The 26,443-nt window shown below is 60.1% G+C and carries 24 protein-coding genes; 13 read left to right on the top strand and 11 right to left on the bottom strand.

The annotated features are described in order from the left end of the window. The first annotated feature begins 71 nt into the window (after positions 1–71). The 7 genes from GRS80_RS06725 (at position 72) to GRS80_RS06695 (ending at position 8,862) form a co-directional block, all read left to right on the top strand. The gene (locus tag GRS80_RS06725; RefSeq protein ID WP_160046875.1) at positions 72–3,431 is read left to right on the top strand and encodes an ATPase, T2SS/T4P/T4SS family; all 3,360 of its coding nucleotides are present in this window, start codon (positions 72–74) and stop codon (positions 3,429–3,431) included. Beyond that, positions 3,428–5,500 (top strand): type II secretion system F family protein, encoded by a 2,073-nt coding sequence (locus GRS80_RS06720; RefSeq protein ID WP_160046874.1) that lies wholly within the window; start codon positions 3,428–3,430, stop codon positions 5,498–5,500. Before GRS80_RS06725 ends, GRS80_RS06720 begins: the two co-directional genes overlap by 4 nt. Position 5,501: 1 nt before the next feature. Then, the gene (locus GRS80_RS06715) at positions 5,502–6,038 is read left to right on the top strand and encodes a hypothetical protein (RefSeq protein ID WP_200840338.1); all 537 of its coding nucleotides are present in this window, start codon (positions 5,502–5,504) and stop codon (positions 6,036–6,038) included. Position 6,039: 1 nt separating this feature from the next. Further along, positions 6,040–6,681, top strand: coding sequence for a hypothetical protein (locus GRS80_RS06710; RefSeq protein ID WP_160046873.1), 642 nt, complete (start codon positions 6,040–6,042; stop codon positions 6,679–6,681). A gap of 203 nt (positions 6,682–6,884) precedes the next feature. Further along, entirely contained in the window at positions 6,885–7,574 is a 690-nt protein-coding gene (locus GRS80_RS06705; RefSeq protein ID WP_160046872.1) for a hypothetical protein, read from the top strand. Beyond that, entirely contained in the window at positions 7,571–8,044 is a 474-nt protein-coding gene (locus GRS80_RS06700; protein ID WP_160046871.1) for a hypothetical protein, read from the top strand. The genes GRS80_RS06705 and GRS80_RS06700 overlap by 4 nt, the downstream gene beginning before the upstream one ends. Further along, positions 8,041–8,862 carry a hypothetical protein gene (locus tag GRS80_RS06695; protein ID WP_160046870.1) on the top strand — a complete coding sequence of 274 codons (822 nt, stop codon included), beginning with the start codon at positions 8,041–8,043 and terminating at the stop codon, positions 8,860–8,862. The genes GRS80_RS06700 and GRS80_RS06695 overlap by 4 nt, the downstream gene beginning before the upstream one ends. Here the strand turns inward: GRS80_RS06695 and GRS80_RS06690 are convergent. The 9 genes from GRS80_RS06690 to GRS80_RS06650 all read right to left on the bottom strand — a co-directional run bounded on the left by GRS80_RS06690 (position 8,838) and on the right by GRS80_RS06650 (position 19,346). After that, positions 8,838–10,103 (bottom strand): hypothetical protein, encoded by a 1,266-nt coding sequence (locus GRS80_RS06690; protein ID WP_160046869.1) that lies wholly within the window; start codon positions 10,101–10,103, stop codon positions 8,838–8,840. The genes GRS80_RS06695 and GRS80_RS06690 overlap by 25 nt on opposite strands. A gap of 70 nt (positions 10,104–10,173) precedes the next feature. Continuing rightward, positions 10,174–11,025, bottom strand: coding sequence for a protein-glutamate O-methyltransferase CheR (locus GRS80_RS06685; RefSeq protein ID WP_343161480.1), 852 nt, complete (start codon positions 11,023–11,025; stop codon positions 10,174–10,176). Next, positions 11,022–11,540, bottom strand: coding sequence for a chemotaxis protein CheD (locus GRS80_RS06680; protein WP_160046868.1), 519 nt, complete (start codon positions 11,538–11,540; stop codon positions 11,022–11,024). Before GRS80_RS06680 ends, GRS80_RS06685 begins: the two co-directional genes overlap by 4 nt. Further along, positions 11,537–12,796: a chemotaxis protein CheC gene (locus GRS80_RS06675; RefSeq protein ID WP_160046867.1), complete on the bottom strand. Its 1,260-nt coding sequence runs from the start codon at positions 12,794–12,796 to the stop codon at positions 11,537–11,539. The genes GRS80_RS06680 and GRS80_RS06675 overlap by 4 nt, the downstream gene beginning before the upstream one ends. Beyond that, positions 12,793–13,398 carry a chemotaxis protein CheC gene (locus GRS80_RS06670; protein WP_149080464.1) on the bottom strand — a complete coding sequence of 202 codons (606 nt, stop codon included), beginning with the start codon at positions 13,396–13,398 and terminating at the stop codon, positions 12,793–12,795. Before GRS80_RS06670 ends, GRS80_RS06675 begins: the two co-directional genes overlap by 4 nt. Positions 13,399–13,426: 28 nt before the next feature. After that, the gene (locus GRS80_RS06665) at positions 13,427–16,879 is read right to left on the bottom strand and encodes a chemotaxis protein CheA (protein ID WP_160046866.1); all 3,453 of its coding nucleotides are present in this window, start codon (positions 16,877–16,879) and stop codon (positions 13,427–13,429) included. Continuing rightward, positions 16,872–18,050, bottom strand: coding sequence for a chemotaxis-specific protein-glutamate methyltransferase CheB (gene cheB, locus GRS80_RS06660; RefSeq protein ID WP_160046865.1), 1,179 nt, complete (start codon positions 18,048–18,050; stop codon positions 16,872–16,874). The genes GRS80_RS06665 and cheB overlap by 8 nt, the downstream gene beginning before the upstream one ends. Beyond that, positions 18,047–18,409 (bottom strand): chemotaxis protein CheY, encoded by a 363-nt coding sequence (cheY, locus tag GRS80_RS06655; RefSeq protein WP_124196601.1) that lies wholly within the window; start codon positions 18,407–18,409, stop codon positions 18,047–18,049. Before cheY ends, cheB begins: the two co-directional genes overlap by 4 nt. A gap of 205 nt (positions 18,410–18,614) precedes the next feature. Then, positions 18,615–19,346, bottom strand: coding sequence for a chemotaxis protein CheW (locus GRS80_RS06650; protein ID WP_160046864.1), 732 nt, complete (start codon positions 19,344–19,346; stop codon positions 18,615–18,617). Between the two features lie 124 nt (positions 19,347–19,470). Between GRS80_RS06650 and GRS80_RS06645 the strand changes: the two genes are divergently transcribed. From GRS80_RS06645 to GRS80_RS06625, 5 genes are all read left to right on the top strand, one after another. Next, positions 19,471–19,932, top strand: coding sequence for a chemotaxis protein CheW (locus tag GRS80_RS06645; protein WP_149080468.1), 462 nt, complete (start codon positions 19,471–19,473; stop codon positions 19,930–19,932). Between the two features lie 580 nt (positions 19,933–20,512). Further along, positions 20,513–21,349 (top strand): HTR-like protein, encoded by an 837-nt coding sequence (locus tag GRS80_RS06640; protein WP_160046863.1) that lies wholly within the window; start codon positions 20,513–20,515, stop codon positions 21,347–21,349. 74 nt (positions 21,350–21,423) lie between these two features. Continuing rightward, positions 21,424–22,098 carry a hypothetical protein gene (locus GRS80_RS06635; protein ID WP_160046862.1) on the top strand — a complete coding sequence of 225 codons (675 nt, stop codon included), beginning with the start codon at positions 21,424–21,426 and terminating at the stop codon, positions 22,096–22,098. After that, positions 22,095–22,541, top strand: a complete 447-nt coding sequence (locus GRS80_RS06630) for a hypothetical protein (protein WP_160046861.1) — start codon at positions 22,095–22,097, stop codon at positions 22,539–22,541. Before GRS80_RS06635 ends, GRS80_RS06630 begins: the two co-directional genes overlap by 4 nt. A gap of 49 nt (positions 22,542–22,590) precedes the next feature. Further along, entirely contained in the window at positions 22,591–22,920 is a 330-nt protein-coding gene (locus tag GRS80_RS06625) for a transcription factor S (protein WP_160046860.1), read from the top strand. Positions 22,921–23,019: 99 nt separating this feature from the next. Here the strand turns inward: GRS80_RS06625 and GRS80_RS06620 are convergent, their stop codons facing one another. Then, positions 23,020–23,226 (bottom strand): cold shock domain-containing protein, encoded by a 207-nt coding sequence (locus GRS80_RS06620; RefSeq protein ID WP_011323528.1) that lies wholly within the window; start codon positions 23,224–23,226, stop codon positions 23,020–23,022. A gap of 222 nt (positions 23,227–23,448) precedes the next feature. Further along, positions 23,449–24,840 (bottom strand): hypothetical protein, encoded by a 1,392-nt coding sequence (locus GRS80_RS06615; RefSeq protein WP_160046859.1) that lies wholly within the window; start codon positions 24,838–24,840, stop codon positions 23,449–23,451. Between the two features lie 252 nt (positions 24,841–25,092). On the opposite strand from GRS80_RS06615, the gene dinB reads away from it, so the two are divergent. Further along, the gene (gene dinB, locus GRS80_RS06610) at positions 25,093–26,376 is read left to right on the top strand and encodes a DNA polymerase IV (protein WP_160046858.1); all 1,284 of its coding nucleotides are present in this window, start codon (positions 25,093–25,095) and stop codon (positions 26,374–26,376) included. Positions 26,377–26,443 lie beyond the last annotated feature (67 nt).

Here is a 26,443-nt window from a genome sequence, read left to right as displayed (position 1 = left end):
TTTTAGTCCAATTATCATGGGTGATAATAGGCGCATGAATTTTTTGAAGGGTGGGAGTTTGGGTGGTACCAATGGCTATTGATGAGGCCGACCAGTCGGATGCCGGGGAATTTTCCGAGGGCGAGGCATCCGATCCCGCGTCGGAGGAACGATCGGATTCTGGTGTGGGCTCACACGTCCGGGTTGGCGAGTATACGTGGGCCGATTTCATGGAGGAGTACGGGCACGGTGACGAGGTTTCGACCCTGTATTCTGGAGCCGGTTCCAGAGATCCCAGCGACCAACTCGGGTTGGATACCGACGAAGGCAGTGGCGCGGTTCCACGCGCCGACGACTGGGACCGCGTGACGTTCGATCCCGAGGCATATCTCGGGTTTCAACCGGACGAGCTTCCTGAACAGGTTCTCCCGATCTGTGGAACCAAATCCGAACGCCTTCAGGACCACTTTCTCGAGCATTGCGATCCCGAGACGACACCGGTCGTCAAGGATGTCTGGTCGTGGGAACACTACAAGTGGGAAACGTACTACGACGAAAACGGCAACCGACCACGCGACAGTAGCGGTGAGATCGTCCCGTTCGACGGGGAAGAAGCGCTCGGATTCGACCCCGACCACGTCGAGGAACAGCTCTCGCTCGGCGACGATATCGCGATGGCCTTAGACGAGGTCATCGAGGAACGGACGGTTTCCATCCAGGAGGAGATCGACGAAGACGAGTTCTTCTCGACCGACGCCGGTAACACGACCGTCACCAATCGGTACGACCTCGAGAAGGCAGTTCCACTCGAGAAAAAGAGCCACTTCAGGGAAGTCGAGCGCTACTGGGTGAACAAACCCTACGCTTGTGTTATCATCTTCCACTCCGAACGGGAAAACGAGAAGAAGTACTACGTTATCGAACCGTACTTAAACGAGATCGAACTGGAACTCAAGGAGTTTCTCACTGGAAAACTCCGACGAGCGATCAAGTACTCCGAGGAGGGTGTCAAAGAAAAGACGAGCGAGGACGGCCGTCGAACCGTCATCGAAGACGAAACGAGAAAGCTCCTGAAGCGGTACGACCTCTTCGAAGCGATGGGGGGGAACACGAAAGCCGGGTTCCTCGCCTCGCTGCGGTCGGCGCTCTCGAGTGACGGCGACATCGACGGCGAAGCTGATGAACTCCAAGGGATCGAGGTTCGCCCTGAGCCGCTCATCCTCGATGAGGACCCAGACACGTTAAACGAGTACCAGGTCGAGAAGCTGCTGTACCTGCTCAAGCGAGACTTCATCGGCTACGAGCGAATCGACGGGATCAAACACGACATCAACGTCGAGGACATCTCCTGTGACGGCTACAACTCGCCGGTGTTCGTCTACCACTCCGAGTACGAGCAGATCATCTCGAACATCTACCACGGTGAGGACGAACTCGATGACTTCGTCGTCAAACTCGCCCAGCGATCCGGGAAAGGGATCAGTAAACGACTGCCACAGGTCGACGCGACGCTCCCGGACGGCTCTCGTGCACAACTGACACTCGGCAAGGAGGTTTCCGACCACGGAACCAACTACACCATCCGTCAGTTCAAGGACGTTCCGTTTACCCCGATCGACCTCATCAACTGGAACACGTTCAGCTTAGACGAGATGGCGTTTCTCTGGTTGGCGATCGAGAACCACAAGAGCCTGATCTTCGCTGGCGGTACTGCATCCGGGAAAACAACCTCGCTGAACGCCGTCTCGCTGTTCATCCCGAGTAACGCGAAGATCGTCTCCATCGAGGATACCCGCGAGGTCGAACTCCCACAGCGAAACTGGATCGCGAGCGTCACACGCCCGTCGTTCAACGACGATGCACAGGGTGACGTCGACGAGTTCGACCTCCTCGAGGCCGCGCTTCGTCAACGCCCCGACTACATCGTGATGGGTGAGATCCGTGGTGAGGAGGGTCGAACGCTGTTCCAGGTCATGTCGACGGGTCACACTACGTACACGACGTTCCACGCTGACTCCGTCGACGAGGTCCTCAAACGGTTCACGACGGATCCGATCAACGTCTCGAAGACGATGTTCACCGCGTTGGATCTGGTCTCGATTCAGACGCAGACGCGAGTCCAGGGGACGAAGGTCCGTCGAAACAAGTCACTTACCGAGATCAACCACTACGAGGCCGAACACGACGAGATCAACGTTCAGGACGTCTACCAGTGGCAGGCCGAAACCGACGAGTTCCTCAAGATGGGGGACTCGAACACCTTAGAGGAGGTCCAGTTCGATCGTGGATGGAGTACGGAGAAACTGCAGGAAGAACTGTTCAAGCGCGAAGTGATCCTCGCGTACCTCATCAAAAACGAACTCAACACCTACGCCGAGGTCGCGGCGACCGTTCAGGCGTTTATCAACGACCCCGACACGATCCTCACACTCATCGCCAACGGCCAACTCGAGGACAGCCTGAACGACCTCCGGGAGATGGAAAGCGTGTTGATCGACGTCGACCAGGAGAAAGAGGAACTGGTTCCCCGCCCATCGGCGACGAGCGAGACGTACAATCTCTCGATGGATATCCTGGAGCGAGCCGAGGAGTCGTTGTTCGACGAGTACCGCGGAAAGGTTCCGAGCGGGCTCGCGAGTGCACTCGGCGACGTCGAAGCCGAGGAAACAGTCGAGGTCGAGTCGGACGACGAGTTCGACTTCACGAGCGGACTCGACGAGGCGGAGTGGGCGTTCGAAGACGAGAGTTCCGAAGCCGACTCGAACGCAGGCATTGACGACGAGGGCGAACCGGAGTGGTTCGGCGAGGACGATGGGGTCGGATCGCCGGCCGACACCGAGGCACTCGAGCCGGTCGATGGATCGGCTGATCGCTCGACCGGGGAACCAGCGGCGGCGTCGACCGAAACGGATCCCGCCGATGTATCCGAATCCGGCGACACAGCACGCGCTGATTCACCGAGTTGGGCATCCGACGACACGAAACCGACGTCCGGGGAGACGACCGGCAAAGCGGACGTTCCTGACGACGAAACGCTGGGTGGCCTGTTCGACGACATGGACGAGACGCTAGAGTCGATGGGGGACCGAAGCCGTGGTCGTCCCGACGACGATCCGAACACGGGTGAGAGCGATCCGATGTTCCCCGACGGGGAACTCGACGCGGTCTTCGACCCAGAGCAAGACGGCGAAGAGACATCCGCCGACTTCAGCAGCGAACTCGACGATACGCCCGCTGGAAATACTGGACGAGCGGAGACGGATCAATCGGAGGCTGTCGAGGGATCGGATCCCGAATCAATCTTCGGGACGCATCCGAGTTCACCGTTCAGCGACGACGTAGACGACGGTGCTGGCGACGAAGGCTCTCTGTTCGGAGATGATTCGGTCGACGACGAATCGCTGTTCGGCCGTGGGAACGGTACGACTGACGACGAGGAGACCGACACATGAGCCTTCAAACCGACGATGCAGGGATCGGTGAGAGCGACGGTCTCTCCGGCGGGACGGATGCACTCGGCGACGCGTTCTTCCCGCTGTATCGTCGCCTGTTCGACGAGAACAGCGAGTTCGTCGCCGACGTCGAGACAAAACTCTCTCAGGCCCGAATGACCGATACAGTCGAGCTCTATCTCTCACGGGCGCTCGGTATCGGCGTCATTTCTGGATTTGCCCTCTGGCTGATCGGGCTGGTCCTCGGCTGGGCTGTCTTCGGAACAGGTCTAGTCCAGGTCGACTACCTCATCGGCATTCCGGTCGGAAACGAAACTGCACTTGCACTCATCGACCTGCTCCGTGCACCCGCGCTCGTGATCATCGTTGGACTCCTATTCGGGACGATTGGGTTCGTCCTCGGGTTTGGCTCGCTCGTTGCTATCCCCTACTCGCGCGTCTCGAATCGCAAACGCGAGATCAACATGTTGCTCACCGATTCGGTCTCGTTTATGTACGCGCTGTCGGTCGGCGGACTCAACCAACTCGAGATCATCGAGGCGATGGCTGAAGCTGACGACACCTACGGTGAGGTATCAAAGGAGTTCCAAAGCATCGTCAAGGAGACCGACTACTTCGGCGTCGACTACCGGACTGCCATTCGGAAACAGGCCATCGAGACGCCGAGCGACGAACTGTCGCAGTTTTTGACGGACATGCTCTCGATCGTCAACAGCGGCGGTGACATGCAGAGTTTCCTCGAGGACAAGAAGGAAAAGCACATGCGAACCGCCAAACAGGAACAGGAGATCACACTCGAGACGCTCGAACTGTTCGGTGAGATGTATATGACGCTGTCGCTGTTCCCGCTGCTTTTGATCATCATCATGGTCGTCATGCAGATGATTCCCCAGGCCGATGTGGCGGATAGTCTGCTCTTTATGACCGTCTACGCGTTGATTCCGTTGATCGGTGTCGCGTTCATCGTTCTCGTTTCAACGGTCAAACACGACGAGCCCGGCGACGGCTACCTGACGATGAGTGGCACCGGTCGACGCGTACAGGATCCCCGCGATCAAGGCGTGCTCAACCTCGGTCTGATCAACCAGTTTGCCGGCGAGCGAAGCGTCTTCGACCGGATCAAAAACCGGGAAGGCGCACACGAGACGGTGAACGTCTTGCGACGGCCACATATTTTCTTCCGTGACAATCCACTCTACACGCTCGCGTTGACTGCACCGATCTCGATTGCGATCATCGCTGTCGCGGTCGTCATCGGATCCGCGCCCACGACATGGAGTGGAACGGATGGACTGCTAGACCATCCCATCTGGGGAACGGTCATCTACGTCTATATCCCCCTTTACGTCATGGCAATCCCACTCGCCATCTTCAGCGAGTGGAACCTCAGACACCGGAACGCGGTCGTCAGTCAGCTGTCCGAGGACCTTCGAAAGCTCTCGAGTTCGAACGACACCGGACTGACCTTACTCGAGTCCCTCAAGACGGTCTCGGATACGACCAGCGGAAAACTGGCCCAGGAGTTCGAGACGATGCACGCGAAGGTCAACTACGGGATGAGCTTAAAGGAGTCGCTCATCGAGTTCAACAACAAGTATCACATTCCGAGACTCGCCCGGACGACTCGACTCATCACCGAAGCACAGGAGGCGTCTAATCAGATCTCCGACGTGCTTCGGACGGCCGCACAGGCCAGTGAGAACCACGACGACCTAGAGCGGGAACGACGCTCCCGAACCCGGATGCAGGTCGTTATCATTATCATGACGTTTATTACGGTTCTCGCCGTGATCGCGATCCTCAAGACGCAGTTCATCGATACGATGGCCGGCCTCGAGACCGGAAACGGCGGTGCGTCCGGTGGCGACGGTGAACTCGCGGACGCGGACCTGAGCGAGAACGTCGACGTTCGGATGCTGTCGGTGTTGTTCTTCCACGCGATTACGCTCCAGGGAATCATCTCCGGATTTATTTGTGGGTATATCCGGAACGCGGATCTCACGAGCGGGTTGAAATACGTGGTAATCCTGTCGACGGTTGCGCTGTTTGGCTGGTCGATGGTGGCTTGAGATGAGCCGAGAACGATCACGAACCGTTTCGGTCGGGCTCGACGAACGCGGACAGACGACCCAGGATTTCGTCGTCGGACTGGGACTGTTCGTCCTCGCCGTCGCGTTCGTCTTCATGACGGTCCCGAACTTCATTGCAACCCCGACGGGATCGATCGACGGAGGGGATCTCGCTCAAGGCGACCGAGTTGCGGCGACGATCGTCGACGACACCGAAACGGAGACGCCGAACGAACTCGACGGGAGGGACATCCTCGAATACGACAGCGGTGACTTGCACGAGGATCTCGGATTGCGGGAAACCAGCGACAATGATCGGTTCGATAGAGTGAACGTGACGGTCAGGGCGCTGAACGCGACGACGGACGATGGCCCCCTAGAGGCGGATCTTCCGGGTGCTATGGATGGCGAGCAACTTGCATTCGGGGACGAGTACAACAACCAATCTGCCGTACAGGTGAACCGAATTGTCACGGTTCGGGACATCGAGGAGGATTACGACGGAAAACCGGTGAGACTTGAGGTTCGGATGTGGTAACATGAGTAGGAAACGACGACCACGAGACGATGACGCTGACCGCGGACAGATGTACACCCTCGAGGGGTTCGCCGCGGCCGCGATCGTACTGTTCGCACTGCTGTTCGCGATGCAGTCGGTGGTGATCGCGCCGGGAACGGGTGGTGCGGTCGACCGGACGGCCCAGGCACAACAGCAACAGCAACTGCAAGACGGGCTCGTCGTCTCGGCACACGCCGAGGAAGGAAACCTCTCGGCGATGGTTCTGTACTGGGCACAGAACGGATACCTCGAGAACGAACACTTCGAGGACGAAAACGAGAGCGGCGAGTATCCGTTCGCTCTGGCCGAAGTCCTCGAGGAGGAGTTCTCGGGGTCCGGAATTGGCGATGATTACACGATCGAGTTCGTTTACCAGAACGAGAGTGTGAGGAACCAAACGTACGTCAAAGAAGACACGTACACGTCTGACGACCCAGGTGCCGTGACTGCGAGTTACATGGTGACGATACACGAGGACCAAAATATGACCAAAATAAAGGATGGGCGCGTCGTCGATCACGAAGATAACGTTACGGAGAGTGAGATCCTGCTGGAAGCCGATCCGGATACGGATACGGAACCGATCCACAACGTCGTGGAGGTGCGGGTGACGTCATGGTGAGGACTGACTCCCGGGATCGGGCGCAGATGATCCTTATCGGCGGGATCGTCATCGCGTTCGTCATCCTCGCGACGATCGTCGCGTTTAACGGCCTCGTTCATACGGAAGAGCTGTCCTCGAGTTCGACGACAGAGAGTGTAACACAGGCAGAAATAGCTGAGTACGAATTCGAACAGGGAATCAAAAGTGTCGCGACGGCGAGTGTGGCGAATGCAGGTGGATGGGATGACATCGCGAGTGGTGAGGAGGATATAGAGGACATTCTCAACGACGAATCGGACTGGATTGACATTATAGAAAGTCAGAACGAGCTACAACAGAGTCACTCTACGAAGGAGCACGCGGATATCACAGACGTCGAAGTCGAACCGGGGATCACTGATACCAGCCTACAGGCAGTCTTCGGGACAGATAATCAACCTAGCGATGATGAGGTACTACTCGAAGGCGATGTGATCTTGAACTTCGAACTGACTCGTGGAAATACGCCGAACGTCGATCGGGAGTTCGAAATACAGGATGCAGACGGGGACGTTACAGAAATCCGCGTCGATGGAGATAACAGCCCATACATTGACGTCTCGGTGCCCGCTGAAGGGAAGTCGTGTGAAGCGGAGAGTGTCAATTTAGTAACTGGAGAATCAACTAACCCACTCGATCCAGCAGCCTGCGATGACATGTCAATCATCGACCGTTCACAAGACTACGAGTCGATCCGATTTGACACGACAACTGCCAGTAATCAACTGGACTACGACCTCGTCGCTATCGGAGACGTCGAGGAAGCCGATCAGGAAGTTCCGGCACGTATCGAACTCACCTACACCTACGAATCGAACGATATCGTCACGGAACGAACGACGACGGTCGACCTCTACGGTGATACCTTATGATCCCGTTCAAAGCCGACGACCGTGCCCTCTCGAGTGCCATCACGCATGTTCTCACGATGGCGATGACGACGATCCTCATCGCCGGACTGTTCCTGAGTTCGGGAGCGATGCTCGAGACCCAGACCGAAATGAGTACCGAGCAGTCACTCGAGACGATCGGCGAGCGATTGGCAGGGGAGATCGCCCACGTCGACCGGTTGGCCGATGACGGTGATGCAGTGAACATCACCACGGAACACCCCCGAACGATCGCGGGATCGACGTATCGCGTCCACCCATCGGGGGACTGTGGGAGTGATCCGTTGCTGAGAGACGACGTACAGTGTCTCAACCTGACGACGGGCGGCGGGGGGACGCAAGTACTCGTTCCACTCCCGGAAGATCTCGAGATCGATTACGATAGTTCGGCATCGTCCGGAACCATCGAAATCGGGTACGACCAGAGCGAGGATGAAATCCGCCTGCAATGATCCGAAATTCGCCACCGAGAAGCAACGAAGGGAGCCACGAGGAGCGAGGGGTTACCGAACTGCTCAGCTTCATCCTGATCTTCGCGATCGTCCTCACGTCAGTCGTTCTCGTCGGACTCGTCGGGTTTCAGGCCGTCGAGGACTATCACGAAAGCGAACGGCTTGCGAACGCAGAGCGCGCCGTCGATACCTTTGCCACCAACGGCAACGAATTCGTGCGAAGTGACGCTGTGACACACCGGTCGGGTGACGTCAGGGTCAGAGGCGGGACGATCTCACCGGGTGAGGAAGGGACAAATCTCGAAATCACGGTTTCGGACAACTCCGGCAACGAGCTGTGGGCGTGGAACGACGAATACGGCTCCGACGACCTCGGTGCGTTCGTCTACGATAGCGGTGACGCCTCCGAAACGATCGCGTACGTCGGTGGCGGCGTCTTCCGCGAGAGCGACGGCTCGAGTGCAGTCGTCTCGGAACCGATGTTCACCTGCCGCGAGGAGACGGACACGGCGATGATATCGCTCGTGAAAATCGACGACGATAGCCGATCGATCCAGAGCGCCGAAGCGACCGAGTTCGAGATGGAACACCGAGACAGCACGAGAGAGTTCTTCGACGAGGATATCGATTCCGTCGAAATCGAGGTCAACGACGGGCCGTATGCAGACGGCTGGGAAATGTACTTCGAGAACGACGATAGTTGGGAGTCGATGGGTTCGAACCAGTGGCGATGTGGTGATCCATCTAATGATCTCGACCGCGTCTCCATCGACGTCGTCGAGATCGACATCGACTACGAATCGCCGGACGACGACTGATTCCAGTCACCGGTCAACAGCACGCGCAGGCCCGCTCGAGCGGTGAGCGCTTCGACACGAGCCGAGTGATCGTCGACGTCGCCGCCGGTCTCGAGATAGAGTCCGTTCGAGAGCTGTCGGTCGGCGTCCATCGGCGTGCTGTCGGCTCGCCGTGGCTCGTCGTTGACGACGGTGTCACCGTCTTCGGGTCCCCAGGGAAGCCTGATTCCGGAGAGTCCGCGTTCGAAGAGGTACTCCGCCGCGTGGACGAGCGCCCGATCGGATCGCGAGTGGCCGATCGCCCCGATCGAACCGCGCTCGCTGAAAAAGCGCGCGACGTACTCGCCGTCGCCCTCCACGGACGTTTCCTCGTCGTCTTCAGACGCATTCCCGTCGGCACTGTCGCTTTGCTCGTGCGTTCCGACGTCGGTTCGGTCGTTCGCCTGGTCGGCGGACTCAGACTCGGCGTACTGCGTTTCGCCGTCGTCCGACCGATCGATCGTCGGTGGCGTCGAGTCCTCGGGAGACGGTCCGTCTTGGCCGGTTCCCGTTTCTGGCGGCAGGTGCCCGTCGTCCGAGTCCGTCGGTTCGGTAAATCGCAACGAGACAGCCTCGGGTTCGGGATCGAACCGATCGTTCTCGTCGCCGGAAAACGAGACGACCAGCCGGTCGAGAAACCGATTGGTCGCGGACTGGATCTCCCCGTCGTAGGCCTCACCGTTCCGGAGCGTCGACGTTACCTGATCGACGATCGATTCGACGAGCGCGTCGCGCTCGAGTGCGAGTTGCCGGGCGACGTCTTCGCGGGAGTGACGCTCGAGACGCCGTCTCGCAGCATCCCGCGAGAAGTGTGCAAGCGACGATTCGTGGTCGGCCAACGACGGGAGACGACAGGCGAGTCGGTCGACGTCGATCGTCCCCGCAAGCAAGAAGAACTCGCGTCCGTTCGTGTAGACGGTCCTGTCGACGCCGGTCCACGACATCGCCTCGAGAAGGTTCCGTGCTCGGGGTTCTTCGAGGGGCTCTCCGTAGGGTTCGATGGCGACGAATACGGCCGGAATCGAGTCCGCCGAGAGGACGTATTCGATCCGAACGTCCTCGATACTGACGTCCGTCGTCGAATCCGCACGGACGTCCCAGCCGAGCGTCTCGAGGAAGGGTTCGACGATCCAGGTTCGCGTTTCGCGTTCGGTCGTCGGCGGCGAGGAGTCGATCACCGTCCGCGAGCGAGCGACGAACGAAAGGAGGTCCAGGCCGGTCATCGTCCACCGATAGTTGGTCGACGATCATGTAATGGTCGGTCGTCATTCACGGGGAGAGAGCGAGCTATACTCAGCGACTCGCATCCGGTTCGGCGCGATCGGCCGACGATTCGGGTGTTGGTTCCCGTTGATAGATCCGAAGCCGTGCATCGCGGACGGCGAACTGGGAGTTCAGGGTCGGAGGAATCGTTTCGGCCTTGCCGATCACGAGATATCCGTTCGACCGGAGCGACTGGGCGATGGTCTCGAGCATGGGCTGTTTGTACTCGTTGTCGATGTAGATAAACAGGTTGCGACAGACGACCAGGTCGAATCCCGATTTCGGATCGTCGTTGATCAGGTCGTGGCGCTCGAACGAGACGTTTCGCTTCGTGTCGTCGCTGATCCGGTAGGTGCTGTCGTCTCCGACCTCGACGTACTGGTCGTACTCGTCGAGAAACTCGAGTTGTTCCTGGATGTCAACGGTCCGTGATTCGGTGTAGACGCCACGACGAGCCGTCTCGAGTGCCGGTTCGCTGATGTCCGTCCCGAGAATCCGAACCGTCGACGCGTCGATTGCTGGATCGTCGTGTGCTAACATCGACAGCGAGTAGGGTTCCCGACCGTCGGCACACGCGGCGCTCCAGACCGTGATCTCGTCGTCGGATCCGGCGACGTTCCTGAGGATGGTTCGAATCCCTGCCCAGACATCCGGATTTCTGAAAAATCCCGTAACGTTGATGCTCATCGCCTCGAGAAGCGCCGTCTGTTCGTCGGCGTCCGTCCGGAGGACTTCGAAGTACTCCTCGTATGTCTCACACTGCGTTCGACGCATTCGAGAGGAGACGCGCCGGTCGAGGTAGCTATCGTTGTAATGACTCGTCGCGAACGCGAGTTCGTCCTCGACGAACGCGAGAAGATCCTCCAGTGTGTCCTCGCTCACAACTCCGTCACTCCGTTTTCCTCCTCGTCGGACGTCTTGACGAGAAGCCGTCCCGTCCCCGGGGTGAACTCGACGGTTCGCCCGTGGTCACCGCCGACGTCCTCCGCAACGAGCGGGACGCCGAGTTTCTCGAGTTCCTCCCTAGCGGCGTCGACGTTTCGTTGTCCGACTCCCTCTCCGAAGCTATCGAACTCGAACATGTCGCTTCCGCCGGCGATCTTCGCCTCGACGGAGGTGTAGCTTGCACCACGTTCGACCATTCGTCGGAGGAGCGCTCTGATTGCGGTGTCCGCGTACTTTCCGGGTTTTCTGTCGCTGTTGTCGGCTGCGTCGCCGTCAGGCAACATCGCGTGTGCGAGCCCGCCGATCTCGTCCTCGGGATCGTACAACGCGATCGCGAGACACGATCCCAGGCCGTAGGACTTGAGTGTGTCGTCGCCGTCACTGACGGCCAGTTCGGAGATACCGACCTGGACTGGAGACGGTGCGCCCGGTTCGCTTCCGTACGTCTTCATGCGTTATCGACTTCCTGAAACTCCGCCGTCGTTGGCGTCTCCTCGATTCGATCGACGTCGAGATCGTTCAATGCGCGTTCGAGGTCCGATTCGTCCGCGATCGCGTACACTTCACAGTCGAACTCCCGGCCGTCGGCAACGACGACGGTGTCGAAGACGAACGCGAACTCCTGGTTCGAACCGAGTTTGACGATGACGGGATCGACGGCTGCAGCGCCCATATCGTGGACAAATTCGGGAGTCGAGTGATCGATCGCGGTATCGAGGACGTTCGCCCAGCCGTCGAGAAAGCCACTGGCCATGATGTTCCCCAGTTCCTTGATCGCGCTTGTTCCCATCTCTCCGAACCCGTCCTCGTCGACCGACGACGGAACCATCGCGTCGACGATCTCGTGTGCGGACTCCTCGTCGAACAGAAAGATGAGGTATCCGCTTGGGACGCCCTCGAACTCGAAAGCGACGCTCACCAGTTTCTCGTCGGGAACCTGTTCCGGGATCGTTTCGAGGGAGACGAAGTTTAGCCGGCGGATCTCGACGTTGGTTTCGATACCGGTAAGCGTCGTCGCGGTTTTGGCGACTTCCTCGGCACCACGTTCGGCCATTCGATCGAACCCATCGAGTTTGTCGTACTCGATACCCTCACTCGTTCGAAGCTGATCGAGTAGCGCTCCCATCGACTCGCGTTTCGGAAACAGGTAGTGGTTGAAGCCGATTTCGGTGTCGACCGCCTCGATCCGACTCTGAAAGAGCAATGCGAGGTCGTCGTCCCCAGGAGAACCGGATACCCCGTCGAAGAACGGCTCGGCGGACTCTCCTTCGATGAACTCGGGAGTCGAGACGTCGATGACTGTCTCTAATACGTCGGCCCAGCCGTCGATGAAGCCGCTGTTCATGATGTGGCCGACCTCGGTCGTTGCGCTCCGACTCATTCGATCGAACTCGTCAGTTTCGACGTCGAGTTCGGCATCCGAGTCAGCTTCGTCGAGGAGTGTTTCGACGACCCGAATCGCGTTCTCGCGGTCGAAGACGATCAACGAGTACCCCTCGATCGCACCGGTGAGTTCGACCCGGACACCCACTTTCGTTTTCGATGTTCGAAAATCTCGGCGGATCTCCTGACCGCGCATGAAGTTCAATTTCGTCACTCCGACCCGGGTCTCGACGCCAGTCATGTGGGTCAACCGACCCGCAGCGAGTCCCGTCCCTTCCCGGGCCATTCGATAGAACGTTCCGAGTGCGTTGACGTCGAGTCTCATGCAGTTTGAACTTCGATACCGTTGACCATTTCGACGAACTCCTCGAGGTCGGGGAACGCGTAAATTTCGGCCTCGATCTGGTAACTCGGGACTGTCAGATCCGAGTCGAAAAAGAGGGCGAGGTCGTCGCCCCCGAGACCGGCCGTTCGAGTAACGATGTCGCCGCCGGGTGCGTAGACGAGCTGTGGGGCGGCGATATCGATTACCCGTCCGAGTACGTCGGCCCAGCCGTCGATAAAGCCACTTGCCATCATGTTCCCCATCTCCTCGACGGCGCTTCTGGCCATCTTGCCGGAGACGTCGGACATGTCGTCGACGACGTCGCTGAGCATGATCGCCGTGATCTTCTTCGCGCTCGCCTCGGGAAACAGGATAAGGATGTGACCGTGTGGAGGATCGAGTAGACGAACTCGAACGCCGACGCGTTTGCCGGGATCGAGCTGTGTCTCGATATCGTCGACGTCGACGAAGTTCGTCTTCGTCACCTCCATCTGGGCGTTCTCGCCGGTCAACTTGCTCATGTTGTCGGCGACGCCGTTCGTCCCGACTTTCGCCATTTCGTTAATGAAACTCAACTTTCGGATGTCGACCATCAACGTCATTGGATACTCCGTGAATGTTCGTACTCGTTCATAGTGTTGTTACGTCTATGATATTGACGACTTTTCCTCTGCCTCGGACGGTCGCGCCGCTGAGGCCGGGAACGTCGCTCATGAATCCCTCGAAGGGTTTGACGACGACCTCCTGTTGTCCGTACACGTCGTCACAGTGAAGGACAACCGGGCGGACGGAGTCTCGAATGCGAACCGCGACGCCGTCGCCGTTTGCGTGGCTCCCCGGCGTCTCGAGGCGCTCCTCGAGATCGATCACCGGATACATCTCGTCACCGACGGGGAACACCCGCTCGTCACCGGTCGTTTCGATTTGGTTCGCCGTTTCGATGTCGTGAACGGCCTCGGTCGGGATGCCGAACTCCTCGTCGCCGCTCTGGACAAACAGGACGTCGTCGATCGCGATCGAGACGGGGAGCGTCATCGTAACCGTCGTCCCGTCTCCGGGTTGGCTGTCGATCGAGACCGTTCCATCCATATCCTCGATCGTTCGTTTCACGACGTCCATCCCGACGCCGCGGCCGCTGACGTCGGTCACTTCCGACGCCGTCGAGAGGCCTGACTGGAAGATGAGACGTGCTGTCTCTTCGTCTTTGAGCTCATTGGCTTCCTCGGCCGAGAGGACGCCGGCTTCGATCGCTTCCGACCGAAGCCGATCGGGGTCGAGACCGCTTCCATCGTCGGAGACCGTGATCGTCACCCGGTTTCGTGATCGACTAGCCGTGAGTTCGACGCTGCCTTCGCGTGGCTTTGCGGCCGCTTCCCGTTCGTCCGGCGGTTCGATACCGTGGTCGACCGCGTTTCTGACCAGGTGAATCAACGGATCGCGAATCCGATCGAGAATGCTCCGGTCGAGTTCGACGTCCTCGCCGCGTATCTCGAAAGCGACTTCCTTGTCCTGTTCACGTGCGATGTCTCGGACGATCCGCGGAAGCCGATTGACGACCGTCTCGAGTGGGATGAGCCGGACGTCCATAACGGTCTCCTGGAGCTCCGTCGTCAGCCCTTCCAGATCGTCGAGTTCGGCCTCGATCGCCTGGAAGTCACGGTCGGATTCGACCTCGTGACGGAGTCGAACCCGACTCGTAACCAGCCCCTCGACGAGCGTCATCAGTTCGTCGATCTGATCGACGTCGATTCGGACCGACTGGATAGCGTCGTCGTCACGATCGCGATCGGGGTCCTCGGACGTGTCCGGAACCGTGATATCCGGGATCTCGAGTGACGGCTCGTCGACGATCCGGGGCACTTCTTCGTCAGTTCCGTCCTCGCTTTCGTCCGTCTCGTCGGTCGATTTACTCGAGTCCTCGGCGGGGTGGAACTCGTCGTCGATTCCGACTCCGAACTCCGTATCGTCGACCTCGTCGAAGGCGTCTTCACCGAAGGTTTCTTCGAAGGAGTCTTCGGTGTCGTCGACGAGATCGAGCGGATCGACTGCCTCGTTGGCCGGTTCGCTCGAGTCGGTCGATCCGCCCGAATCCGCGGTGGCCGATTCGTCGAACTCATCGTCAACTGATGCCGAAGAGACGGTACTATCGCCGAAGCCGTCGTCTTCGATTTCGCCGAAGTCGTCGTCGACGCTCGAGAACTCGTCGGCGGGTTCGCCGAAGCCGCCGTCTTCGATGTCGCTTACGGACTCGTCACCGAATTCGGCATCGTCCCCGAACCCACTACCGACGTCTTCGAACGCATCGTCCTCGATGTAACCGGCGGAGTCATCGGGTGAGTCGATTGGCGAGTGTGTCGTCTCCTCTTCGGCGTCGAACGACACCGTCGTATCGACGGGTTCGGGGTCGTAGGTGTCTTGGACGTCCGTGAACTCCTCGTCCGCGAACTCGTCTTCGACTGACGTGTCGGATTCATCCGACTCCTCGAGATCCACTGGCTCTTCGGACTCCTCGCTTTCGTCGTGGTCGCTCGAGTCGATATCGGCCTCGACCAGGGTTTCTCCGGCCGATTCGTCGTCGACCGGGCCGTCGTCGGCCGGATCGGCTTCGAGGGGATCATCCTGGACCGTCGAATCCGCGGAGACCGAGTCGTCGCGTACTGTCCACTCGTCAGCCGCTTTCGTGGACGGTTCTGATGGCGATTCAGCAGTTTCCACATCGACCGGCTCGTCCAGCGCTCCATCGTCGCCGAGATCTTCCTCGAGCGTCTCGTCGAGAGCGCCGTCGTCTTCCTCGAGTTCGTCGCCGAGATCTTCCTCGAACGTCTCGTCGAGAGCGCCGTCGTCTTCCTCGAGTTCGTCGCCGAGGAGTTCGTCCATGCTGACTTCCTCTTCGTCGTCGAACTCGTCGAACTCGAGTTCATCGAGTTCGTCCTGGAGTTCGTCGAACCCGACCGTATCGACCTCTTCTTTCAGTTCCGCGAAGACGGCCTCGGCGTCCTCGACCTCTTCATCTGGGCTGGTGTCGGCGGCCGAAGTGGCGTCGGCGGCGGACGTCTCGTCTCGAGTGGTGGGGTCGCTAGGCCCGCCTGACTCGTCTTCGGCCTGTTCGTTCGCCTGGTCGAACAGGTCATCGAACGAACCGGCCTCGCCCATCTCGTCGAAGACGTCGAGATCCTCGTCGGCTTCGACCTCCTTGATTTTCTCGTCTAAGTCGTCGAACTCATCGAACTCATCGAGAAGTTCGTTGACGCCGAGATCTCGAGCCTCATCCGAGGAGATATCCGCGCGGTCGACGTCTTCGGCGAGCATTCCGGCTTCGGTTGGAAGATCCAGATCACCGTCTTCTCGAGACGCGGTCTCGAACTCGACGGTTACCTCGCGGATCCCGAAGGCGGTCACCTCCTCGACGGACTCGAGGCCTGAGACGATCGCCTGCCCACCGACGGCACAGCCGAAGACCGCGTCGAACTGGCCGCCGTACGTTCCATCGTCGATCCGGTCGGCGGACGGAACCGTTCCGATCAGGTCGAAGGCGTCGATCAACGCGTCGACGACTAACGATCCGTTCGTCGGTCCGTCGTCCACGCCGGCTTCGTCGATCGCGATCCGGGCGAGATACGCATCGTGGTTCTCGTCTGCCGGCGGATCGAACCGCGACAGAATCGACGGGACTTCCTCGTCCGACGGCGCGTCGACCGACGTCGTCACCGACGTCTCGAGGTGGTCGCGAAGCGTTCGAATCGTCGCTGACGGGTCCGTCTCGATTTCGCCGTCGGCGTCGACCTCGTCGACCATCGTCTCGAGTTGGTCGACGGCGTCGAAGACGTCGTCCATCAGTTCGGCCGTGACGTCGATATCGCCAGCACGGACCGCATCGAGGAGGTCCTCTATGCCGTGTGCGAGGTCACTTGCCGACTCGAGCCCGGCCGCGCCGCAGTTGCCTTTGAGCGTGTGGGCGATCCGAAAGATATTCTCGATCGCATCCTCGTCGTCGGGGTTCCGCTCGAGAGTCAACAGCGCGTTGTTCAACTGCGTGATTCGTTCGTGACTCTCCTGTACGAACTCCGTCCAGTACTCAGTCATGTGTCTCACCCGTGAACGTGGCGGTGATCTTCTCGACGAGTTCCGTTGCAGGAACGATGTCGTCGACGCAGCCGGTCCGAATTGCCTGACAGGGGATTCCGAACACTGGACTCGTTTCTTCGTCCTGTGCGATCGTGTATCCGCCGGCGGCGTCGATCGCTTCGATTCCGGCCGCACCGTCCCGTCCCATGCCGGTTAGGACGACGCCACAGATCGGGTCGCTGACCCGATCTGCGACGCTTTGCATCGTGACGTCGATCGACGGCTTGACGCCGTGGACGGGATCGTCGTCGTCGAGACGGAGCCGAAGGTTCCCGCCGACGTTGTTCGATACCTGGAGGTGTGCTCCTCCTGGGGCAACCGCCGCCTCTCCTGGGCCGATTCTGTCGCCGTCGGCCGCTTCTCGAACGTCGTACTCGCTGACCGTCTCGAGTCGCTGTGCGAACCGCTCGGTAAACGCTGCCGGCATGTGCTGGACGATCAGCAGTTTCGCCCCCAGTTCCAGGGGGAGTCGTTCGAGCACGTGTTCGACGATCTTCGGACCGCCAGTCGATGCGCCGACGACGATCGTTGGCTCGGCGTCGGATTCCGTGGGAACGTCGACGGGGTGAACCGTCGGCGTCTGAGCCGACTGCGTTCCGGTTGGACTGGCACTCGGTTTCGAGTCGACGCCGTCGTTTCCGGTCGACGTGACGGTTCCGGATGCGGTCACCTGTCCGGACTGGGTCGACCGAACCGCTCGCGCGGTCGACGTCGTTCGAGCGACCGCAAGCGACGAGACGTCGGCATCGTCGAGCGCGTCGACTTTGTCGACGAGTTCGTTCACGAGGTGTGCGACGTTTCTCGACCCGGATCCGTCGGGTTTCGAGAGAAAGTCGACCGCTCCGCGTTCGAGCGCGTCGAGGGTCGCTTCCGCCCCGGCTTCCGTATACGCACTGAGCATGACGATCGGTGTCGGGTTCGTCGCCATGATTCGCTCGACGGCTTCGATCCCGTCCATCTCGGGCATTTCGACGTCCATCGTCACGACGTCCGGATCGAACGCCGACATCGTCTCGAGCGCGTCGGTCCCGTTCACAGCCGTTTCGACATCGTATCCACCACCAGTGAGTGCGTTGTCGATAACCGTCCGCATGAACCGGGAGTCGTCGACAACGAGTACTCGCGTCATGCCGCAGCGACGTCCGTGAGAGCCTTTCTGACGCTCGGTTCTTCGAACGGTTTCGTTACGTAGCCATCCGCACCGGCTTTCACCGCCAGTTTCATCTTCTCGCGTTGCCCGACGCTCGTACACATGATCACGCGGGCGTTTGGATCGATCTTTTTGATCGCAGCGGTCGCCTTGATCCCGTTGCACTTCGGCATGACGATGTCCATCATGACGATGTCGGGATCGTGTTCTTTGTACAGCTTTACGGCCTCGGCACCGTTGGTTGCCTCTCCAATGATGCGGTAATCCTGCTCTAAAATTTGTCGCAGTAGATTCCGCATAAAATGAGAGTCGTCTACGATGAGAACCCCTGTCGACATTTAGTAGTACACCGGCCGATAATACAAAAAGAACTACTATAAATGCTGTCTCCCGGTTATCAATCGTGATAACACCATACTCGGCGCTCTCTGTACTGTGGTGAGTAAACGAAAGGAACGCGACTAATACCGTTCCAACCGTCAGCCGATGGGTGAAACCGGACGACGGCCATCGGTTTCACCCATCAGTTCAGTTGGACCACGATTAGCCCTGATCTGTGGCCCGATCGGACACGAGGTGGCCGGACGCAGCGAGGAGGTTCTCTACGTTGATCAGCGGGATCACATCGACGACGAGCTGTGCCGTTGTACGGACCGATTCCGAGTCGTCGCCCGTCCCGCCGTCGCGATCGGTCGCCGTGATCGACTCCGCCACGGGAGCGACGTCCTCCGCAGTCGATTGTGCCGATCCGTCGCCCGGACTTCGTCGCGTCGATCGGTGTTCGCGTTCGAGGAGTGCATCCACCAGTGGGTGCTCGAGCGGCTCGCTCGAGTAACCCCGTTGCTCGACATCGTCCGGGGACAGGACGGCCCGTTCGGGGATAGCGTCGACGCTGAGAACGTCGTCGATTCTTGCTGCCGCCGACTGTTCGTCGCCGGACGTATCGAAGACGAGTAGCTGTTCTCGACCCGGACGCTCCTCAGTGACGGGAAAGTGGTCCGTGATGTCGATCACTGCCGTTATTTCTCCACGAAGATCCATCATTCCCTCGATGGCACGTGGCGTCCGGGGTACACGGGTCAAATCGTTCGGAACGTCGGTAATCGTTCTAACGTCATCGACTGGCACCGCCAGTCTATGCTCGCCGATTCCAAACAGCACGAACCGGAGGAGTTCCTGCTCTTCTTCGGCCCGATCCGGCGATTCGCGTTGCGTTCGGTTCTCCGCGGCACCGATATCGATTCCGAGGAGCTTCTCGGGTAGGTCCGGGGCCATCGTTCTTGTTCGTGTATCTAATCCCAGCGATAAAACGTTGACTCTCGGCTGAACGTCTCGATGGCGTGTTCGACCCGCTCTGATCAAAACACTTATTTACACTGTCGGATCGCGTTAGATGACGATGGCATCGTTCTCAAACAGCGGTGGAAACGACAGCGAATCGGACCAGGTTGCGGTCCTCGCCTTCTCACTCGCCGATCGGCAGTATTGCGTTCGAGTCGACGCCGTCATATCCGTTCTCGGCGTCGGTGACACGAGCACGGTAGACACCGCAGAAGATCCGTGGAATGCAGGCTCGATTACGGTCGACGGCGACCAGGTCCGCGTCGTCGACCTCCAGCGTATCTTCGGGCCGACGAACCAGACGCCGAATCGCGCCGACGAGTCCGAACTGATCGTCCTCTCGGAGATGGACGAATCCGACGCTCGGTACGGTTGGCTGGTCGACGACGTCGACGTAACCAGAACTGTGTCGACGATCGACCTCGAGCCGGCTCGCAGGAGTGCGCGGTTCGTCAAGGGGAGTTTCGAGTTCGACGGCCGGGAACTCGTCTGGCTCGACGAGCGCGAGATCCATCCGTAGCGTTCCAAACGCCGACCGGTGAGTGATACCGACTGCGATGAGTCTGTCCCGGTCGATCGCCGACCGTTCTCCGATCGACCGCCAATCGTGTGGTCTGCTGTGGGTCCGTTCCGACGTATCCGCCGCATGGGTCGCGGGTACGCAGGTCCATCGGGACAGTGACTCGTATCGGAACAAGCCGTATGAGCCCGAACACTCGCCGTAGAGCCCATTCTTCGCAGGGGGTGTCGTGGCCAGTCGAACGTGTCGCCGCGTATCTGGCGACACCGTGTGTCGATCCCCAGACGAGAAATCTCTGGACGCCGACAATCAAAGAGGACTATTGCGACTCGCGGTGACTGTTCGAGCGTAGTGTAACTCGAGGTGGGCGCTCGATTCGGGGATACGGCTGTCGTTCCCGGCAGCCGGTTTCCGTCGCTCGAGGCCACTGTAACGACGAACGCGGCTCGGAATCGGGTGATGTGGGTGGTTCTGGCCGGGGGGAGCTGAGCGTATCGGGCTCCGCAGGTCGGTACCGGATGATGCCCCGCTGGAGCTGATCCGCCAGAACAGGTAAGCGGTTCGCTCCGAACAGAGTGGTATGGAACGGCTCCCCCTTGGCATCTCTCGGCTCGACCGCATGATCGGCGGCGGTGCACCGACCGGAAGCGTCGTCTTGCTCGCCGGGGACTCCGGTGGGGGTGCCCGGGAGTTTTGTTACACCAGCGCGGTGATGAACGGGCTCGCGGCGACCGACTCCGAGCTGTTCGACCTCCACTACGGGGACCTCGAACCGGGAACGACGGTTCCGGAGGAAGTCCACTACGTCTCGTTTACCGACGGACGAGAGGCAGTCGTCGACGAGATGTCGGTCGTAATCGACGACGAGATCGTCGAGGGAGGAATGACCGACGTCGAGTTCGTCGACCTGGCGCGAGAGTACTTTCAGTTGACGCCGGTTCCGACCGAGTGGTACACAGATCAGCCTGCCGACCTCACTGACCTCGGGGAGTACACCGGTAACAGCAACGTCTTCGAGGCGTTCGCCGATTACCTGACCGCTCACGCGTCGGAAAACCTCGTCGTCGTCGACTCGATCACCGATCTCGTCGTCTCCGTCGACGACCAGCTCAGCTGGGAGGAACTCGTGGTCGCGTTGAAAGGGCTCGCTCGAGCGTCCCACCAGTGGAACGGCGTGGTACTGTTGCTTGTCAACGCCGACACGCTCACACCGACACAGCTCGGCCGGCTGAAGGAGGCCGCCGACGGAACGCTCCGTTTCGAGTGGGAAAGCGGAGGGTCCGAGCGCGCACGGACACTCGTCGTCGAACAGTTCCGGAGCGTACTCTCGCGACTCGAAGACGAGAACGTCGCCCGGTTCGAAACCGAGATTCACGACGCCGGCTTCGATATCAGCAACGTTCGAAAGATTCGGTAACCGGTCGAGAGCGGGCCCATCGCGGATCGAGTCGGCAACAATCCTTATCAGGCGATCAGCCGTAATTGGAACGCATGGCCGGCGAGAACCACGAAAGCGGCGGCGTCTCGGTCACAGCACCGGCCGACACCGACGACCTCGAGGATCGGATCGAGGCCCAACGCGAGGAGTTTACGGATCTCCTCGAGGACGTCCGATCGCGTGTCGTCCAGGTCAAACGCGAGACCGACGACAAAGCGCCGGCCGATCACGGACACGAATCGTACGCCCCGCGCGAGGATGTCGCCGACTTTCAGGACGACCTCGACGAACTCGAGCGTCGTCTCGAGACAGGATTCGACAACTACGAGGAGATCGTAGAACAGTTACTGGATCGGATCGAGGTTCTCGAGGATCGATCGATGATTCTCGCGAAAACGGTCGCAGCGATACGCGATCGACCCGACGGAGAACGCGGTCGGAACGCGGTCGACCGTCTCCAACGCCGAGCGAACCGACAGGGGATTCGAGCCGCGACCTGTGAAAACTGTGACTCGAGCGTCGATCTCGCCCTGTTGAACGTCCCCGAGTGTCCACACTGCGAGAGCCCGATCGCCGACGTCGTCGGGGACTCGTCCCTCTTCGGCTCCGACAGACTCGTCATCGGCGACCCTGACGAGTCGGCTCCCCCAGAACCGACTGACGGGGAGGACCCCAGCCGTCCAGAACCGACTGATCAGGAGGACTCGACGACGGACGAACGACGATGACGGACCGCGACGAGCCGCTCTCCGATCTCGCTGCGACCGTTTCGGAGGACTCGAGCGAGCACGACGGCGAGTTCGACGCAGACGCCGAGTTCGATGCTGATACCGACACTCATCTCGAGTACGCCGCCGACACAGACGCCGAGTTCGACGACCTATTCACACGCGAAGACGTCACGGAGATCGACGGTGAGCGTCTCTGGCGACGCCTCGAGGAGGATCGATCGGCCGATACGTCCGACCATAGCCGAGACGTTCGGACCGTCGACAAGCACGTTTACTGTCATAAGTGCGATCACTTCTCGCCGCCGCCGGAGGTCGGCTGTGGTCGGGACGGAACGGATATCCTCGGAATGCCGACCCTGGAGACGTTTCGGGTCGTCGACTGCCCGGTCGTCCGCGAAAACGACGACCTCGAGCGACGGAGCAGCGGCTCGGATCGGTGATCGTTCCCGACGGGAGCGTTTTTGTTTCCGACGACGTAGATGCACGTGTATGCAGTTCTGTGACGACTGTGGCTCGATGATGAAAGCCCACGGAGAGCGCATGGTGTGTACGAACGACGACTGTGACGCCTCGAGCGAGCGAGACCGCGACCGCGAGGACGAGTTCGTAACGACCGAGTCACAGATCCTCGACGACGTGATCGAATCGGACGAGGGAGCCAACTTCGAGGGGAAGCCGAAAGCGACTGACGTCGTCTGTGACGAGTGTGGGACCGAAGAAGCGTGGTACACGATCAAGCAAACGGCGTCGGCAGACGAACCGCCGACGCGCTTTTTCAAGTGCACCGAGTGTGGCTACCGGTGGCGTGAGTACAACTGAGCAAATTTCTGAAATTGCGATAGCTTTGGCTGCAGGGTGTGAGCGTCCGAAAAATCGAGGATGTTGTTTGTCGCTGTAAGCGACGAGTGTCTCTCGGTATTACAGTCGGACGACGTTCGCGGCGCGAGGCCCCTTCGGTGAGGACTCAATGTCGAACTCGACTTCAGTCCCTTCCGTCAGGTCCTCCCCGCCGACGTCCTCCATGTGGAAGAACACGTCTTCGTCGTCGTCGAGATCGCCGTCGTCAGTCGAAATGAAACCGTAACCGCCAGTGTCGTTGAAGAAATCAACCTTTCCGTTTGCCATTGCGAATAGACGTAGGCCCAGAACGCGGATAACACTTTCGTGAGTCGCGGTACCGCGACACCTGATTTAAATCGGACGGATGGCTGCGGGTACAGCTGAGTCGGATTTCGCCGGTATGTTCGGTTCCGGAAACGCGGCTATTCGCAGGTAGCTACGAGGAATACGTTCTGCGACCGACCGGTCCATCGTTACAGCAGTCCGTACCAGTCATCCCAAACCGGATCAGTCGTCGTCTTCTTCCTCTTCGGCTGCATCCACGGCGTAGGCTTCGATGTCGTCGTTCGCGAGCGGGAACCGGTCCATCGCTCCGTCTTCGCCCGGAAGCGTCCGCGTCTCGAGAACGCCTTCGTCGGCCTCGTCGACGCCCCCCCACTCCGCGTAGTAGTTGCCTAACTGTCGCTCCGGATCGTACAACGTGAGTTCTTCGGCGGGGAACGAGTTCAGATCGCCGGTATCGGTCGTGATTCGAACGTCACCTCCCTCGAAGACGTTCAGAAAGATCTCGGTCGCGGGCGCGCCGTCGATGATGTAGCTCGAGGACGACTCGAACCGGTTCAGTTCGAACCGGTCGATGAAGGCACCGTCCTCGTTCGACCGAACCGAACCGTTGATCTCACACTCGGTGACGGTCGCCGAGTACTCGCTTCTGATGTCGATCGCCAGGTTCGAGTCGGGCTTCGAGTCGACGACGCAGCTTTCGACGTCGCCGCTTCCGGTGACGTTGATTCCCTGGCTCACTTCACAGTCACGCAAAAGCACGTTGTTCAGGCCCACTGTCCCCTCGATCGTACTGTCGACGACCCAGCCGGAGTTGCTCCGAAGATCGTTGTAGAACCGGCAGTCCTGAGCGTTGATAGACGGCCCACGAACGACGTCGTAGAACCGACAGTCACTCGCCGACAGTTCGTGGACCAGTTCGTCGTTGAAGACGCTCTCGTGGGCGCTCGTCGGGCCGCCGAGCGATCCGTTGACGGTGCAGTAGTTCACGTCCATCTCTGACTCCTCGTAGGCCTCCCGCGTTTCGTCCTCGTACTCGTCCTCGACATCCTCGTCGTACTCGTCGTACGCGACGAGACGGGAGTACTCGATCTCGTCGGGGATCTCGAGGGTCGCGTTCCAGAACCCCGGCGGGCCATCGCCCAGCAGGAAGTGAAGCGTCCCCCGGACGGTGAACGATCTGGCCTCGGGCATCACGATTTCGATCACGGTGTCCTCGTCGGACTCTCCGACGTAGGTGTACGTCTTGGTCAGGAACTCGCCCTCGATGTCCGCGTACTCGACGTCCGGCTGGACCGTGTACTTTCCCGACTCGATGCCGATGACATCGCCGGAGTCGAGAGAATCGTACGCGCCCTGTAACGTCTCGTAGTCCGCCTCTGCACTCGAGCCCACGACGAAGTCGGGTTCGGGCGGTTCGGTATCGTCGGTCTCCACCGCGTCGTCTTCCGCTTCGTCGTCGTCGCCGTTTCCGCCGCCGTTTCCGCCGCCGTTCCCGCCACCGTTCCCCTGATCGAGTCGGTCGCTGAGACACCCAGCCAGTCCAGCGACGGCACCACTCGACCCGAGCAAGAACGCTCGTCGGCGTAGCCCGTCCGTCTCCAGTAACTCACCCATAACTTCTCGAAGTAACGAATCAGTAATAAATGTTGTTCGTCCGGCGTACGGCTCGTCGAACTGGTTGCCGTGTCGACGTATCACTGCTGTCGCTGATGGCTGTGGTCCCGTCGAGACTCGTGTCAGCCGTCCACGAGACCGAACCGCTCGGACGATGTAAAAAACGCATACCGTCGAAGGCGGCTGTCGACCGCCGGTGGCCGTAGTCGGACGGAACGTTCAACAGCGCGTCGGTCCAAGCAACTGCAGAGGATGGCAAACGAGGCGCAGTTGCCCGGGATCGAGCGATCCGAGAGCGACGACCGGATCGTCTGTCACGTCGACGCCGACTGTTTTTACGCCTCCTGTGAGCGACTGCGCGAACCTGCCCTCCGCGGGGAACCGGTCGTCGTCGGCATGGGGTACGAACCCGGCGACACGGTCGGCGCGGTCGCCACCGCGAGTTACGAAGCCCGCGAGTTCGGCGTCGAGAGCGCACAGGCGATCTCGACGGCGCTCGAGCGACTCCCCCGGCGGAAACCGCTCGAGAACGGGGCGGACGGTACGGATCTCGAGCGGTCGGAGACTGGCTACTATCGCCCGGTGGACATGGATTACTACGAGTCGGTTGCTGCGGACGTTCGGGAGATCCTCCACGACTGCGCCGACGTCGTTCGCGAGGTGAGCATCGACGAGGCGTACTTGGATGTGACCGAGCGAACGGCCTGGGAGGTCGCGGACGGTTTCGCTCGTCACATCACGGACCGAATTCGGCGGGAGGTCGGCGTCACCGTGAGCGTCGGCGTCGCACCGGCGATGAGCGCGGCCAAGATCGCCAGCGATTTCGATAAACCCGACGGGCTCACCGTCGTCCGACCCGGCGAGGTTCGGGAGTTCCTCGCTCCCCTCGAGGTCGACCTGCTCCACGGCGTCGGCCCGGTAACGGCGCGAGAACTCCGTGAGATGGGCCTCGAGACGGCGGGCGACGTCGCAGTGACGGATCCCGAACCGCTGATCGATCGCTTCGGCGAGCGCGGCCGTGAACTGTACGACCGCGCCCGGGGCGAAGACGACCGCCGGGTCGAGCCGAGAGGCGAGCCCAAGAGCTTCTCGCGAGAATCAGCGTTCGCCGACCCGGTGGCGGAGCCAGACCCCAAGTACGAACAGATCGAAACGCTCGCTTCGGCCGTCGTCGATCGCGCACGCCGCGAGGGTGCACTCTACCGGACCGTCGGCGTCAAAGCGGTTCTCCCGCCGTACGACGTCAATACGCGCGAGCGCTCTCTCCCCGGACCGGTCGACGATCCAGATCTCGTCGATCGCATCGCCCGGCAGCTGTTCGCGGAGTTCGACTCAGCCCCCGTTCGAAAGCTCGGTGTCAGGGTCTCCAACTTAGAGTTCGCCGCGACCGATCAGGCGAGTCTGGATGGCTGGGAGGCAGCGTCGACGGAGGCGACGGCGGACGAACCGAGGTCAGGGGCGGCTGAACCCGATGACGGAGAACCGACGCGGCCGGCCACGACCGACGGACAAACGTCGTTGAACGACTTCTCGTAACTCGTTTGACGAGATCGACGACGACTCCCTCGTGGACGTCGTCCGACAGAACATCGAAATTATAACC

This window comes from Natrialba sp. INN-245 (genome assembly GCF_009807105.1).
GTDB classification, from domain to species: Archaea; Halobacteriota; Halobacteria; order Halobacteriales; family Natrialbaceae; genus Natrarchaeobius; species Natrarchaeobius swarupiae.
The sequence above is the reverse complement of the archived record's forward strand: the minus strand, read 5'-3'. Positions and strand labels throughout refer to the sequence as shown.

What these genes read in the sequence shown, in the direction of transcription:
- GRS80_RS06725 (WP_160046875.1), top strand. Translation starts at nt 72, where the DNA reads ATGGCTATTGATGAGGCCGACCAGTCGGATGCCGGGGAATTTTCCGAG.
- GRS80_RS06720 (WP_160046874.1), top strand. Translation starts at nt 3,428, where the DNA reads ATGAGCCTTCAAACCGACGATGCAGGGATCGGTGAGAGCGACGGTCTC.
- GRS80_RS06715 (WP_200840338.1), top strand. Translation starts at nt 5,502, where the DNA reads ATGAGCCGAGAACGATCACGAACCGTTTCGGTCGGGCTCGACGAACGC.
- GRS80_RS06710 (WP_160046873.1), top strand. Translation starts at nt 6,040, where the DNA reads ATGAGTAGGAAACGACGACCACGAGACGATGACGCTGACCGCGGACAG.
- GRS80_RS06700 (WP_160046871.1), top strand. Translation starts at nt 7,571, where the DNA reads ATGATCCCGTTCAAAGCCGACGACCGTGCCCTCTCGAGTGCCATCACG.
- GRS80_RS06695 (WP_160046870.1), top strand. Translation starts at nt 8,041, where the DNA reads ATGATCCGAAATTCGCCACCGAGAAGCAACGAAGGGAGCCACGAGGAG.
- GRS80_RS06690 (WP_160046869.1), bottom strand. Translation starts at nt 10,103, where the DNA reads ATGACCGGCCTGGACCTCCTTTCGTTCGTCGCTCGCTCGCGGACGGTG.
- GRS80_RS06680 (WP_160046868.1), bottom strand. Translation starts at nt 11,540, where the DNA reads ATGAAGACGTACGGAAGCGAACCGGGCGCACCGTCTCCAGTCCAGGTC.
- GRS80_RS06675 (WP_160046867.1), bottom strand. Translation starts at nt 12,796, where the DNA reads ATGAGACTCGACGTCAACGCACTCGGAACGTTCTATCGAATGGCCCGG.
- GRS80_RS06670 (WP_149080464.1), bottom strand. Translation starts at nt 13,398, where the DNA reads ATGACGTTGATGGTCGACATCCGAAAGTTGAGTTTCATTAACGAAATG.
- GRS80_RS06665 (WP_160046866.1), bottom strand. Translation starts at nt 16,879, where the DNA reads ATGACTGAGTACTGGACGGAGTTCGTACAGGAGAGTCACGAACGAATC.
- cheB (WP_160046865.1), bottom strand. Translation starts at nt 18,050, where the DNA reads ATGACGCGAGTACTCGTTGTCGACGACTCCCGGTTCATGCGGACGGTT.
- cheY (WP_124196601.1), bottom strand. Translation starts at nt 18,409, where the DNA reads ATGTCGACAGGGGTTCTCATCGTAGACGACTCTCATTTTATGCGGAAT.
- GRS80_RS06650 (WP_160046864.1), bottom strand. Translation starts at nt 19,346, where the DNA reads ATGGCCCCGGACCTACCCGAGAAGCTCCTCGGAATCGATATCGGTGCC.
- GRS80_RS06645 (WP_149080468.1), top strand. Translation starts at nt 19,471, where the DNA reads ATGGCATCGTTCTCAAACAGCGGTGGAAACGACAGCGAATCGGACCAG.
- GRS80_RS06640 (WP_160046863.1), top strand. Translation starts at nt 20,513, where the DNA reads ATGGAACGGCTCCCCCTTGGCATCTCTCGGCTCGACCGCATGATCGGC.
- GRS80_RS06635 (WP_160046862.1), top strand. Translation starts at nt 21,424, where the DNA reads ATGGCCGGCGAGAACCACGAAAGCGGCGGCGTCTCGGTCACAGCACCG.
- GRS80_RS06630 (WP_160046861.1), top strand. Translation starts at nt 22,095, where the DNA reads ATGACGGACCGCGACGAGCCGCTCTCCGATCTCGCTGCGACCGTTTCG.
- GRS80_RS06625 (WP_160046860.1), top strand. Translation starts at nt 22,591, where the DNA reads ATGCAGTTCTGTGACGACTGTGGCTCGATGATGAAAGCCCACGGAGAG.
- GRS80_RS06620 (WP_011323528.1), bottom strand. Translation starts at nt 23,226, where the DNA reads ATGGCAAACGGAAAGGTTGATTTCTTCAACGACACTGGCGGTTACGGT.
- GRS80_RS06615 (WP_160046859.1), bottom strand. Translation starts at nt 24,840, where the DNA reads ATGGGTGAGTTACTGGAGACGGACGGGCTACGCCGACGAGCGTTCTTG.
- dinB (WP_160046858.1), top strand. Translation starts at nt 25,093, where the DNA reads ATGGCAAACGAGGCGCAGTTGCCCGGGATCGAGCGATCCGAGAGCGAC.